10 protein-coding genes are annotated in these 13,088 nt (G+C 68.1%); 4 read left to right on the top strand and 6 right to left on the bottom strand.

Annotated elements, in window-relative coordinates; genetic code table 11:
- The first annotated feature begins 41 nt into the window (after nt 1-41).
- From DBV35_RS27725 to DBV35_RS27740, 4 genes are read left to right on the top strand one after another with little or no spacing between them, the layout of a single operon-like run.
- On the top strand, nt 42-998 hold the full coding sequence (locus DBV35_RS27725) for a tripartite tricarboxylate transporter substrate binding protein (RefSeq protein ID WP_157962021.1): 957 nt from the start codon (nt 42-44) through the stop codon (nt 996-998).
- Nucleotides 995-1,471 carry a tripartite tricarboxylate transporter TctB family protein gene (locus tag DBV35_RS27730; protein ID WP_108663664.1) on the top strand — a complete coding sequence of 159 codons (477 nt, stop codon included), beginning with the start codon at nt 995-997 and terminating at the stop codon, nt 1,469-1,471. The genes DBV35_RS27725 and DBV35_RS27730 overlap by 4 nt, the downstream gene beginning before the upstream one ends.
- 12 nt (nt 1,472-1,483) lie before the next feature.
- Nucleotides 1,484-2,980, top strand: coding sequence for a tripartite tricarboxylate transporter permease (locus DBV35_RS27735; protein WP_108663665.1), 1,497 nt, complete (start codon nt 1,484-1,486; stop codon nt 2,978-2,980).
- A gap of 4 nt (nt 2,981-2,984) precedes the next feature.
- On the top strand, nt 2,985-4,760 hold the full coding sequence (locus DBV35_RS27740; protein ID WP_108663666.1) for a gamma-glutamyltransferase family protein: 1,776 nt from the start codon (nt 2,985-2,987) through the stop codon (nt 4,758-4,760).
- Nucleotides 4,761-4,833: 73 nt separating this feature from the next.
- On the opposite strand, the gene DBV35_RS27745 is transcribed toward DBV35_RS27740, so the two are convergent.
- From DBV35_RS27745 to DBV35_RS27770, 6 genes are all read right to left on the bottom strand, one after another.
- Nucleotides 4,834-6,771: a hydantoinase B/oxoprolinase family protein gene (locus tag DBV35_RS27745; protein WP_108663667.1), complete on the bottom strand. Its 1,938-nt coding sequence runs from the start codon at nt 6,769-6,771 to the stop codon at nt 4,834-4,836.
- Nucleotides 6,772-6,780: 9 nt separating this feature from the next.
- Entirely contained in the window at nt 6,781-8,820 is a 2,040-nt protein-coding gene (locus tag DBV35_RS27750) for a hydantoinase/oxoprolinase family protein (RefSeq protein WP_108663668.1), read from the bottom strand.
- 49 nt (nt 8,821-8,869) lie between these two features.
- Nucleotides 8,870-9,562, bottom strand: coding sequence for a GntR family transcriptional regulator (locus DBV35_RS27755; protein ID WP_170135060.1), 693 nt, complete (start codon nt 9,560-9,562; stop codon nt 8,870-8,872).
- 145 nt (nt 9,563-9,707) lie between these two features.
- Nucleotides 9,708-11,135 carry an aminotransferase gene (locus DBV35_RS27760; RefSeq protein WP_205648910.1) on the bottom strand — a complete coding sequence of 476 codons (1,428 nt, stop codon included), beginning with the start codon at nt 11,133-11,135 and terminating at the stop codon, nt 9,708-9,710.
- Nucleotides 11,136-11,189: 54 nt separating this feature from the next.
- Nucleotides 11,190-12,068 carry an ABC transporter permease gene (locus DBV35_RS27765; protein WP_108663670.1) on the bottom strand — a complete coding sequence of 293 codons (879 nt, stop codon included), beginning with the start codon at nt 12,066-12,068 and terminating at the stop codon, nt 11,190-11,192.
- Between the two features lie 15 nt (nt 12,069-12,083).
- Complete coding sequence (locus DBV35_RS27770) at nt 12,084-13,013, bottom strand: ABC transporter permease (RefSeq protein WP_108663671.1); 930 nt, start codon at nt 13,011-13,013, stop codon at nt 12,084-12,086.
- Nucleotides 13,014-13,088: the final 75 nt, after the last annotated feature.

Below are 13,088 nucleotides of genomic sequence, written 5' to 3' on the forward strand. Positions count from 1 at the left end.
GCATGGCCCAGCCGTCGCGCCGCCGAAAAGGAGCATCGCCCATGCAAACGTCCCGTCTTCTGTCCGCCGTCGCGCTCGCGGCGTCGCTGGCCATCGCCGCCCCCGCCGCGCATGCCCAGACGTCCTATCCCGAAAAGGCGGTCGACTGGATCGTCATGTGGCGTGCGGGCGGCGGCGCCGACACCGCGACGCGCACCTTCACCGACCGGCTGGAGACGGTTCTCGGTGAGGATATCATCGTCAAGAACATCACCGGCGGCGGTGGCGGCATCGGCTACACGGCCGCCAAGAGCGCCAAGGCCGACGGCTACACGCTCGTCACCATCCAGGGCGACCTGCCGAAATTCGAGCCGATGGGCCTTGCCCCGATCGCCGTGTCGGACTTCGACATCATCGCGGGCTTCGCCTACCAGTCGCCGATGATCGTGGTGGGCGCCGACTCGCCCTACGAGACGCTCGACGACCTGATCGCCGCCGCGAAGGACGCGCCCGGCACGATCGCCGTCGCCACCACCGATATCGGCGGCGTCTTCCACCAGCCGCTCGTCCTCTTCGACGAGGCGGCCGGGATCGAGACGCGCGCCGTCGCCTTCGAAGGCTCCGCGCAGCAGGCCGTGAACCTCATGGGCGGCAATGTCGACGCAGCGGTGACCTGGGTGAAGGCGACCGCCCCCTATGTCGAAGAGGGCAAGCTCAAATATCTCGGCTACATGTCCGCCGAGCGTCACCCGGACTATCCCGACGTGCCGACCCTTGCCGAGCTCGGCTACGACGTGATCTGGCAGCATCCCTATGGCGTCGGCGCTCCGGCCGGCATCCCGGACGAGGCCAAGGCGAAGCTCGAGGCCGCCGCCGCCGAGATCCGCAGCGATCCGGAGTTCGCCGCCGCGCTCGAGAAGCAGGGCCTCTCGGTGCTGAACATGGATTCGGAAGCCTACGCGCAGCATATCGCGCGCATGCAGAGCGACATGGAGCGGGCGATCGAGCTCATCAAGTGAGCCGAAGCCTCTTGCGCATCCCTCTCTCCGAAGCGCTGATCGCGACGCTCGTCGTCGCGATCAGCCTCGTCTTTTTCGTCGAGGCGTTCTCGTTCCCGCACATGCGGGCCGATCCGGGCGGCGGCGCGCTCTGGCCGCAGATCATGGCCGCGTGCGCTGGCGGCGGCTCGCTCGTCCTCCTCCTGATGCGCCTTGCCGGGCGCGGGCCGGCGCGGCCGACCGGCCCGGTGATCGAGCGCAAGTCGGCGCAGATCATCTTCGCCTGCGTCCTCTATCCACTGGCGATCATCTATCTCGGCTTCACCCTCTCCACCGCGCTGTTGACGGTGGTGCTGATGCTCCTCCTCAAGGCGCGCTTCCTGGAGATCATCCTCTTCACCGTCGCGCTGACCGCGATCGTCTACGGCTTCTTCGTCTACATGCTGGAAGCGGTCGTGCCGACCGGCCTTCTCATCGACCGCCTGTTCGGCTGACGAGAGCGAACCATGCTCGACGCCCTCCTCACGCTCGCCAATCCGCTCAATTTTCTCCTCCTGATCCTCGCCGTGTTCGGCGGGACGCTCGCGGGCGCCGCGCCGGGGCTCACGTCCACGATGGCGATCGGCCTCCTCGTCCCCCTCACCTTCACGATGGGGCAGGAGGCGGCGCTGATCCTCCTTCTCGGCGTCTATTGTGGCGGCCTCTATGGCGGCGCGATCACCGCCATTCTCCTCAACCTGCCGGGCTCGCCGACCTCCGTCGTCACCGCGCTCGACGGTTATCCGATGACGCGCAAGGGCGAGGGCGGCACCGCGATCGCGATCGCCACCCTCTCCTCCACGCTTGGCGGGATTCTCTCCTGCGTCGTCCTCATCCTCCTGTCGACGCAGCTCGCGCGGCTCGTCATCTATTTCGGCGCGCCGGAATATATGGCGCTCGGCCTCTTCGCGGCGGCGGTGGTGTTCTCGCTCTCGGGCAATTCGGTGCTGAAGGGCTTCATCTCCGTCTGCCTCGGCTTCCTCATCGCCACCATCGGCATCGACCCGACCGCGATGCACCCGCGCTTCACCTTCGGCATCAGCGAGATCACCATCGGCATTCCGGAGATCCCCGCGATCATCGGCCTCTTCTGCGTTGCCGAAGCCTTCCGCATGGTGGAGCAGGAGACGGGCCGGCCGCTGGTGCAGAAATCGGTGAGCGGGCTGCGCACCGCACTGAACCTCCTGCCGCGCCTCTGGCCGACGATCGGCAAGGGCGGGGTGATCGGCTGCCTCATCGGCATCCTGCCGGGGATCGGCGCGCTCGCCGCCTCCTACATGTCCTACGCGGAGGCGAAGCGCTCCTCGAAGACGCCGGAGCGCTTCGGCAAGGGCGCGCCGGAGGGGATCGCCGCCAGCGAGTCGGCCAACAACGCGGTCACGGGCGGCGCGCTGGTGCCGATGCTCTCCTTCGGCATTCCGGGCGACACCAACACCCTCCTCATCCTCGGCGCGATGTCGATCCAGGGCCTCGCCGTCGGCCCAGCCCTCTTCCGCGAGCATCCCGACATCATCTCGCTGATCTTCATCACGCTGATCTTCGCGAACATCATCATCCTGCCGGTGGGCCTCCTGATGGCGCGCTTCGTCGCCAAGGCAGCGCTGATCCCGCTGCGCTTCCTCCTGCCGGTGGTGGCGGTGCTGTCGATCACCGGCGCCTCGATCGGCTACGGGCACATCTACTATTTCTGGATCTCGATCATCTTCGGCCTCCTCGGCTACCTGATGAACAAGGGCGGCTTCCCGATCCTGCCGCTCGCGATGGCGCTGATCATCGGCCCCATCGTTGAGCGGAACCTACGGTCCTCGCTGATGCTGCCCGATGCGAGCCTCGAAATGTTCCTGACGCGGCCGGTGTGCGCCGTGCTTCTCCTCGGGGCGGTCGTCATCGTTGCGGCGCGCGTCCTCGGCGTGGGGCAGAGATCGGCACGCGCCACCGCCCCCGCCACGACTGACCAAGGATAATCCCATGCCCAGCGCCGGCAGCGTCCGCTCCCGCCACCGCCCGATCATCTACGGCCGCACCCACATGGTGTCGGCCGGCCACCACCACGCGGCGCAGGCGGGCTTCTCGATCCTGGAGGCCGGGGGCAACGCGGTGGACGCGGGCGTCGCGTCGATCATGGCACTCGCCGTGGTGCAGCCCGACGTCGTCAACATCGCCGGCGTCGCCCCGATCCTGATCTACCTCGCCGAGACCGGCGAGACCGTGTCGATCAGCGGCCTCGGCACCTGGCCGAAGGCGGCGACGGCGGAATATTTCGAGCGTGAGCACGGCGGCGCGATCCCCGAGGGGATCCTGCGCACCGTCGTCCCCGGCGCGCCGGACGCCTGGATCACCGCGCTGGAGCGCTACGGCACGATGCGCTTCGGCGACGTCGCCGCCTACGCGATCCGCCTTGCGCGTGACGGCTTCCCCGCCTTCGCCTTCCTCACCGAACGGCTGCATGAATACGAGGCGAGCTACCGCCGCTTCCCCTCCAACACCGAGATCTACATGCCGGGCGGGGCGATCCCGAAGCCCGGCGAGCTCTTCGTGCAGGCCGATCTCGGCCGCTCGCTCCAGTACATGGCGGACGAGGAGGCGGCCGCCGGCGGGCGCGAGGCCGGCCTCGCCGCCGCGCGCAAGGCCTTCTACGAAGGCGACATCGCCCGCACCATCGTCGCGTTCCATGAGGCCAATGGCGGCTTCATGACGATGGAGGACATGGCCGGGTTCCGCGTCGGCCACGAGCCGCCGGTGCGCTCATCCTTCGGCGATCTCGACGTGGTCTCCTGCGGGCCGTGGTGCCAGGGGCCGGTGCTGGGGCAGATGCTCAACATGCTCGACGGGCGCGACCTCGCCGCCCTCGGCCACAACAGCCCCGACTACATCCACCTCCTCACCGAGGTGATCAAGCTCGCCTTCGCCGACCGCGAGCGCCACTATGGCGACCCGCGCTTCGTGGACGTGCCCATCGAGGGACTTCTCTCGAAGGCCTACGCGGAGGCCCGCATGGGTCTCTTCGACCCGGAGAAGGCCTGGCCGGCTATGCCCCCGGCGGGCGATCCCGCGAACGCCGGGCCGCGCACCCCCGATCCGCTGCCGGACCCCGTCGCCTCGCCGCTCCCCGCGCCGATGGCCGCGCCCTACCGCACGCCGCCGGGCGATGAGTCGGGCGGCGACACGTCCTATGCGTGCGTGGTGGACCGGCACGGCAATGTCTTCTCCGCGACGCCCAGCGATTCCAGCTGGGACGGCGTCGCGGTGCCGGGCACCGGGATGGTGCCGTCCTCGCGCGGCAGCCAGTCGCGCGGCGACCCGCGTCACCCGGCCTCCGTCGCGCCCGGCAAGCGCCCGCGCCTCACGCCCAATCCCGCGATCCTCTTCCGCAATGGACGGCCGATCATGCCGCTCGGCACGCCCGGCGGCGACGCGCAGGCGCAGGCGATGCTCCAGGTGATCCTCAACATGTTCGTCTTCGGGATGGACGTGCAGAGCGCGACCGAAGCGCCCCGCTTCATGAGCCAGAGCTTCCCCAACTCGTTCGCGCCGAACCACTATTTCCCCGGCCGGCTGAACCTCGAGGCCCGGCTCGGCGACGCGATCGCCGCCCCCCTCGCCGCCCGCGGCCACACCCTCTACTGGTGGCCGGACTGGTTCTGGCGGCTCGGCTCGGTCTGCGCGATCTATATCGACCCCGACACCGGCCTCCTCCACGGAGGCGCGGACCCGCGCCAGGAATCCTACGCGCTCGGCTGGTGACGGGGACGGGGCGCGCGCCTCGGCGCGCCCGCCCTTTGGATCTCTCGGCTTACCCTGAGCCCCTTTCGCGGGTTCAGCCCTTCTCGCCCCACCCGTAGAGCTGGTGCGCGGCCTCGGGGGTGACGTAGCCCTCCGCGACGTCCTCGGCGATCGCGTCGGGGTCGCGGTCAGACGGGTCGCCGTAGCCGCCGCCGCCCGGCGTCCACAGGAGCACGCGGTCGCCGGGGTCGAAGCGCACGTTCGCGTACTTGCTCGACGACATCTTGCCGTAGAGATCGCACACCGTGCTCCAATCGTCGGCGCCGGCCTTCTTCACCAGCGTGCCGCCATTGCCGCCCTCCGCACCGCCGAAGAGGGCGAAGGGCTTCACCTCGTGGCGGTCGCTGCACTGGCTCGCGGTAATCGGGACCTGCGTCACCACAAGCTCGCGGCGGAAGCCAAGGCCGCCGCGCCAGCGCCCGGCGCCACCTGAATCCGGGATCATCTCGAAGGTGTCGACCCGGAGCGGGAAGCGTGTCTCGAACACTTCGGTGGGGTTGAAGCGGCAATTGCCGTTGATGGCGATCACGCAATCGTTGCCGTCGTGCTCGTGCCGGCCGCCCCAGCCGCCCGACATGATGTCGTAGCAGGCGAAATATTCGTCATAGTCGGGGTGCTCGCCGCCGAAGACGAAGTTGGTGCCGGTGCAGCTCTCGGAGGCCATCGCCCGCGTCGGCACGCACCGGCTCATCGCGCCGATCACGATGTTGGCGAGGCGCGGATGGGTTTCCGTGTTGCCGGCGACGAGCGGGCCCGGATAGTCGACATTCACGACGCGCCCCGGCGGGGAGACGACGCGGATCGGGCGGAAGCAGCCGGAATTCTTGGGGATGGACGGGTCCGTCACGTGCAGGATCCCGTTATAGACCGCGCCCGTCGCGACCCCGAGCGTCGCGTTCACCGGGCCGCGGGCCTGGGGTGAGCTGCGCCGGTAGTCGGCGACCACCTCGTCGCCCTGGATGTGGAGGTCGATCGCGACGGTGTAGGGCTTTCGCTCGATCCCGTCATTCTCGATCACGTCCTCGAAGCTGTAGACCCCGTCGGGGAAGGCTTCGAGCTCGGCGCGCATCCGGCGCTCCGAATAATCCATCAGGTCTTCGCAGGTGTTGCGGAACACGTCCGCCCCGTATTTCCCGACGACCTGTCGCACACGGTCGACGCCGAGATCGACCGAGCCGATCATCGCCATCAGGTCCCCGTAATTCTGGCGCGGAGTGCGACAGTTGGCGAGGAGGAGCTTCCACACCTCTTCCACGTCCTTGCCCGCCTTGCGGATCTTCACCGGCGGGACGCGCAGCCCCTCGTGAAAGATCTCCGTCGCCTCGCCGCAGAACGCACCCGGCACCATGCCGCCGATCTCGGCGATATGGCCGATGCAGACCGCGAAGCCGAGGAGCGTGCCGTCGGCGAAGATGGGCTTGAAGAAGGTGTGCTCGGGGCAATGGAGCCCGCCGCGATAGGGGTCGTTGTGGACGATCACGTCGCCGGGCTCGAGGGTCGAGAAGTCGATCTCCTGCGCGCACGTCTTGATGAGGATCGGCATGCCGCCGATCATCGTCGGGCAGAACTCGGCGCAGGCGATCATGTCGCCCTTCGCGTCCGCGAGCGCGCAGGTGAAGTCGAGCCCCTCGTTGAAGATCGTCGAGTAGGACGTCTTCATGAGGAGGATGCCCATCTCCCGGCAGATCGAGACCATCGTGGAATCGAGGATGTTCATCATCACCGGGTCCGCCGGCGGCCGCTCGGTGGCGCGCGACGCCATCGCCTCCTCAATCGGCAGGCGCGGCGGGACGATGGGGAGGCGGGGCGCCGGATCACCCTTCGCCTTCAGCGCCGCCCAGTCGACGCACCAGGACGAGCAGTAGACATCCCGGTTCCCCTCGGCCTGGATGCCGGGGCCGTAGACGAGAAGCCCGCAGTTCGCGCACTTCACATACTTCTCGACGTAAAAGCCGTTATCCGAAAAGCGCATGGTGCGACCTCAGGCGTTCGTTTGAGCAGCGATGTGGAGCGAGCCGAACCGGTCGACATCGAGATGCTGACCGGGCGCGACGATGGTGACGGATGCCGCCTCCTCGATGATCGCGGGCCCCGCGATCGTCTGTCCGGCGAGGAGCGACTCGCGCCGATAGACGGGCGCGTCCTCGCGGCCGGAGGCGAACACGATCGAGCGGCGGCCGACCGGCTCGGGCGGCCCGTCCGCCTCGGCGAGCGTCGGGAACGCCGGCTTGTCGCCGATGGAGACGACCGTCGCGAGGTAGTTCACGATCTCGATCGTCTCCCCCGGAATGGCGAAGCCGAACCGTGCCTCGTGCGCCTTGTGGAACGAGGCCCACAGCGCGCTCGCCCGCTCGGGCGAGAGGTCGGCGGGCTCGACGGAGAGTTCGAGTTCATAATTCTGGCCGAGATAACGCATCGCGAGCGCGCGATAGACGACGAGATTCTCGGTGAAGTCCTGCGCCTTCAACTCGCCCACCGCGTCGGCGACGAGGTCTTCGAGGATCTGCGAGGCGCGGGCGGCGTCGAAGCGGCGGCTCGTGAGCTGCGTCGTGCGCTGGCGGTCGACGCGCGCATTGGTGACGATGAAGCCGTAGGCGGAGAACTGGCCGGGATGCGGCGGGACGATCGCGCGCGGGATGCCGATCTCGCCCATCAATTCGGCCGCATGGGGCGGACCGGCGCCGCCGAAGGTCGCGAGCGTGAAGTCGCGCGGGTCGAGACCGCGCTCGATGAGGACGGAGCGCAGCGCCGAGACCATGTTGTTGTTGGCGATCTGGACGATCGCGAGCGCGGCGTCCTCCAGCGACTGGCCGATCGCCTCGGCGACGGCGGCGACGGCGCGCTCGGCGGCCGCCTTGTCGAGCTTCATTGTCCCGTTGAGGAAGTTGTCCGGGTCGATCCGGCCGAGGACGACGTTGGCGTCCGTCACCGTCGCGTCCGTGCCGCCGAAGCCGTATGAGGCCGGGCCCGGACGCGCCCCGGCGCTGTGCGGTCCGACGCGCAGCATGCCGCCTTTGTCGATCCAGGCGATCGAGCCACCGCCGGCGCCGATGGTGCGGATGTCGAGCATCGGGATCTGGATCGGGACGCCCCACTCGATCTCGAAATTGGTGGTGAAGCTCTCCTGCCGGTCGAGCACCGTCGCGACGTCGGTCGATGTGCCGCCCATGTCGAGCGTCACGAGATTGTCGATCTCGGTCAGCTCCGCGAGATAGCGGCTCGCGATCACCCCGCCGGTCGGCCCCGACATCACGAGATTGACCGGCGCCTCGGCAGCCGCGCCGAGGGTCATCTCCCCGCCATTCGACTTGATGACGACGACGGGGGCGGCGACACCCGCCGCGTCGAGCCGCTCGCGCATGACGCTGAGCTGGCGGCTCACGACCGGCTTCAGATAGGCGTCGGCGAGCGTCGTCGAGGCGCGCTCATATTCCTTCCATTTCGGCAGCACCTCGAAGGAGGTCGAGATCGGCATGTCCGGGCCGAGCCGCTCGGCGAGGATCGCCTTCGCGCGCGTCTCGTGCGCCGGGTCTAGGTAGGAGAAGAGGAAACACACGGCGACCGCCTCGATCGTGGGATCGGCCGCGATCCGCTCGGCGATTTCGGCCACCTCCGCCTCGCCGAGCGGGACGATGACATGGCCGTAGGCGTCGATCCGCTCCGTCACCTCGAAACAGTGGCGGCGCTTCACGAGGGGCTTCGGCTTCACCCAGCTCATGTCGTAGTGGGCCTTGCGGTTGCCGCGCTGGATGAACGGCACGTCGCGGAAGCCGCGCGTCGTCACGTACGCGACGGTGCCGCCCTTGCGCTCCAGGACCGCGTTCGTCGCGACCGTCGTGCCGAGGCGGATCAAGGAGATCGTGTCCGGCGACAGGGTGGAGTGGATGCCGTCCAGGATGCCGTTGATCGGGTCGGTCGGCGTCGACGGGACCTTCCAGACCTTTACGTCCTGCTGCATCCCGTCATAGGCGACGAAGTCGGTGAACGTTCCTCCGACGTCGATACCCAATAGATAGCGCATCGTTCGACCCTTTTTGTGGTGGCGCATCCGCGAAGGGCGCCGCCGGGGCTCAGATGCTCCAGCCGCGCCGAGAATAGAGGTGTCGTTGAAAGGAGCGCAGGTCCGCGCACCGCAGGTGCCGCGCCGCGTCCGCGTCGCCCGTGACGATCGCGTGGACGAGCTCGTCCTGGATGTGGACCGTGAAGAGGAGGAAGCTCGGCTCGTCCGGCGGTGCGAGCGCCAGCGACTCGGCGATGAACGGCGCGTAGCGCAGGCGCAGGCCGAGGATCATGTTGAACAGCATCGGCGCCTGCGCCCCGATCGCGAGGTCGAGATTCCACGCCATCATCTGCTGCATGATCTCGCCGACATCGGACTGGCGATAGCGTTCGCCGAGCGCCGCGTTGTGCGCGTAGAGGAGCTTCGCCTCCTCCGGCACCTTGCGGGCGGCGAAGCGTGCGGCCGCCTCCCCCTCCAGGAGGAAGCGCAAGGACCAGAGCTCGTCCGCCTGCGCCCTGTCGAGGCGCGGGACGCGCACCGCACGGCCCGGCGTCAACTCCAGCGCGCTGGCCGCGAGCAGCTTTCCGACGGCCTCCCGCACGGGTTGGATCGACGTGTTGAGACGGGTCGCGATCTTGCGCAGGCTCTGGCGCACCTCCGGCGGCCACCGACCCGTGATGATGTCCTTTTCGAGCTCGGCATAGATCTGCTCGCCGAGCGTGGACGCGCCTTCGAGCGTCGCGTCCGCCGTGGTATCCGCCAAAATCAACCATTCTCCATCGCGCGGCCGCCTCCGGATGGGACATCCGGAGGGACGCGGCGTACGACCTTAAGTCGGCCCAATCTAGCATGATCCGCGGCACGATGGCGTGACCTCGAATGGGCGCCGTCGCCGGCGCCCGCTCCCGTCAATGTGCGGCGAGCCGTGCGAGTTCGGGGGTCGCGTCGTCGAGCCCGGCCGCGAACCGCTCGACGGCGAGATCGCACTCCGCCTTCGAGATGGTGAGCGCGGGCGAGAAGGACACGACCTCGATGAAGGGCAGCGCACGCACCATCAATCCTTGCGCGTTCGCCTTCGCCGCCACCAGGCGGTGCGCCGCGGCCGACGGGTGGAACGGGCGCCGCCGCGCCTTGTCGGCGACGAACTCGACGCCGATCATCAGCCCCTCGCCGCGCACGTCGCCCACATAGGGATGGTCGCCGACCTTCGCCTTGAGGGCGGCGAGGAGATAGGCACCGGACTCGGCCGAATTCTGGACGAGGCCTTCATTCTCCATGATGTCGAGATTGGCCATCGCGACGGCCGCGCCCACCGGATGACCCGAATAGGTGAAGCCGTGCATGACCGGGCCGTACTCGTCCGAAGCCTCGGAGAAGACGTCCCACATGCGCTCAGACACGACCGAGGCGGACATCGGGAAGTAGGCGCTCGTGATCCCCTTCGCGAGGGTGATGAGGTCCGGCTTGAGGCCATAGAGTCCGGAGCCGAACCAGTGGCCGGTCCGCCCGAAGCCGGTGATCACCTCGTCGGCGATGAAGAGGATGTCGTGGCGGTCGAGCACCTCCTGCACGCGGGCGAAATAGTCCTTCGGCGGGATGAGGACGCCGCCGGTGCCCATGATCGGCTCGGCGATGAAGCCGCCGATCGTGTCCGCCCCCTCGCGCGCGATGATGGCTTCGAGGTTGGCGATCATGCGGTCGCAGAAGGCCGCTTCGTCCTCCCCGTCATGAGCGAAGCGGTAGAAATGCGGGCACTCGGTGTAGACGACATCGGCCGCCGGCAGGTTCCACGCCTTGTGATAGGCGGGGATGCCCGTCAGCGAGGACGCCGCGGCCGTGAGGCCGTGATAACCGCCGGTGCGGGAGATGATCTTCTTCTTCTCCGGCTTGCCGCGCAGCGTCGAATAATAGCGCACGAGCTTGTAGTTCGTGTCGTTGGCGTCCGAGCCGGACGTTCCGTAGAAGACGCGCGCGGCGTTGGCGACGCCGGCCTCCTCGCGCAAGAGCGTCAGGACGCGGCTCGACAGGCGGATGGTCGCCTCGTTCGAGGACGAGCCGAAAAGGTGCCAGTAGTTGAGGTCCGTCATCGCCTGGGCGGCCGCCGCGGCGATCTCCTCACGGCCGAAGCCGATATTGACGCACCAGAGCCCGCCCGAGCAGTCGACGAACTCGGTCCCGTCCGCGCTGACGATCCGCGCCCCCTTGGCGGAGCGCATGATGGTGGGGCCGGCCTTCATGTGGGCGGAGATCGAGGTCAGCGGATGGAAGATCGTGTTCCGGTCCATTTCCTCCAGCGAGTAGTTCGCTCCGGGGAGACCGTTCTCGAGGTCGAGCATTGTCGTTTCTTTCTGCGCTGTTTGGCGGCGAAGCGGGTCGCCGCCAAGGAAGGGTCAGGACTTGTCGAGCTTTACGAACAAGACCCAGAAGAAGGCGCCCATGACGGGCAAAGTGATCGCGAGGAGGAGCGTCGTCAGCGAGAAGATGATCGGCACCTGTGACTGCTGCGAGGCGGCCATCGCCCAGTTGTAGATCGGCATGGTCGTGTCGATGCCGCGCACGAAGAGCGAGCGCGGGAGCTCGTTGAACGAGAGCAGGAAGCCGAAGATGCCCGCGCCGAAGATGCCGGGCTTCAGGATCGGCAGCTCGATGTCGAAGAAGCGCCGCCAGGGCGATGCGCCGAGGTCCTCGGCCGCTTCCAGAAGGTTGAGATCGAACCGGCTCGCGACGACGAGGACGAGGAGGAGGCAGAAGGGCAGCGCCCAGATGAGCTGGGCGAGATAGATCGACCAGAGCCCGAGCGTCAGCCCGAGGATCGAGCGCAGGAAGATGAAGAGCGCCGCCCCCATCGTCAGGCCCGGCACGAAGAGCGGGATGAGGGTGAGGAGGAGCGGCGCGCCCGGACTGCGCATCCGCGTCAGCGCCCGCCCGACCACCGTCGCGAGCACCATGCAGGTGAGCGCGACGAGCGCGCTCATGATGAGGCTCGTGCGCATCGGCCCCATCCAGCGCTCGTCCCCGGCGAGCGCGGCATAGTGCTCGACCGTGAGGGGATAGGGCACGCCGGAGAGCGGGTTCGGGGTGAAGCTCATCACCGCGAGGAAGATCAGCGGGGTGTAGATCATCGCGAGCGCGAAGAGCCCGCAGGCCTTGGCGATCGTCGGCCAGAGGCCGGAGCGGCCGGGGGCCCGGCGATGCGGGGCGTGTGCCGGGAGGGCCGCCGCGCGCTCGCTGTTCGTCTCGCCTGCCCGGTCGAATGCGACGGATGACATCAGGCGCCCTCCCGATCAGCGTTTCATGGCGACGAACATCGCCGAGATGTCCGCCCGTTTTCGGAGGACCAGGATGAGGATCGCGAGGCTGATGCCGAGGAGCACGACGACGAAGGTCGAGAGCGCCGCGGCCGTCGGATATTTGAGCTGCTGCAGCGCCGAGTTCACCGAGTTGCCGAGGAGATCGACGAACCCGCCGCCGAGGAGCTGCGGCTCGACGAAGGCGGCCATCAGCGGCACCAGCGTGAACACGATGCCGGCGACGATGCCGGGCAGCGCGAGCGGGATGATGACGGTGAGGAGCGTCTGAGACGGGCGGGCACCGAGGTCCTGGCTCGCGGCGATATAGTCGTCGTCGATCAGCGAGCAGGACAGGAAGATCGGAAACACCATCGTCGGGAAGTGCGTGCCGAGCAGGCCGAAATGGACGGCGAACTCCGAGTAGAGGAGCCACTCGATCGGCGTGTCGATCACGCCGAGCCACATGAGGAGGGAGTTGACCGCCCCGTTCGCGCCGAGGATCGATCGCCACACGATGATGCGGGAGGAGGCGTCGAGGAAGAAGGGGATCGTCAGGAGCGTGATGATCGCCGCCTTCACATATTTCGAGCGGCACCCCTTGGCGAGCCACAGCGCGAAGGGGAAGGCGAGAAGGAGCTCGATGATCGTCATCGTGACGGCGATGCGCAGTGTGCGCACGGCCGCCAGCCACCGGCCCGAGTTGATCAGCGATTCCCAGGTCTCGAGCGTCGGGGTGTAGACGACCTTGTAGTATTTCACCGAGAAGAAGCTGAAGACGACGATCACCAGGAGCGGCAGGAGCACGAGGAGCGACCACGCCACCAGGAATGTCGGCACCACCATCGATGACGGCTTCAGGCCATCGATCCAGCGCAGCAGGAAGGGTCGTCGCGTCGGCTTCGCCGTCTCGGCAGCAAGTGTCATCCGGAACCCCTTGTGATGGTCCTTGGCGAGACGCGGGCGGCGAGCGCCCGCGTGGAGGCGTCGGGTGCGGGCGGC

The organism is Acuticoccus kandeliae, from assembly GCF_003073115.1.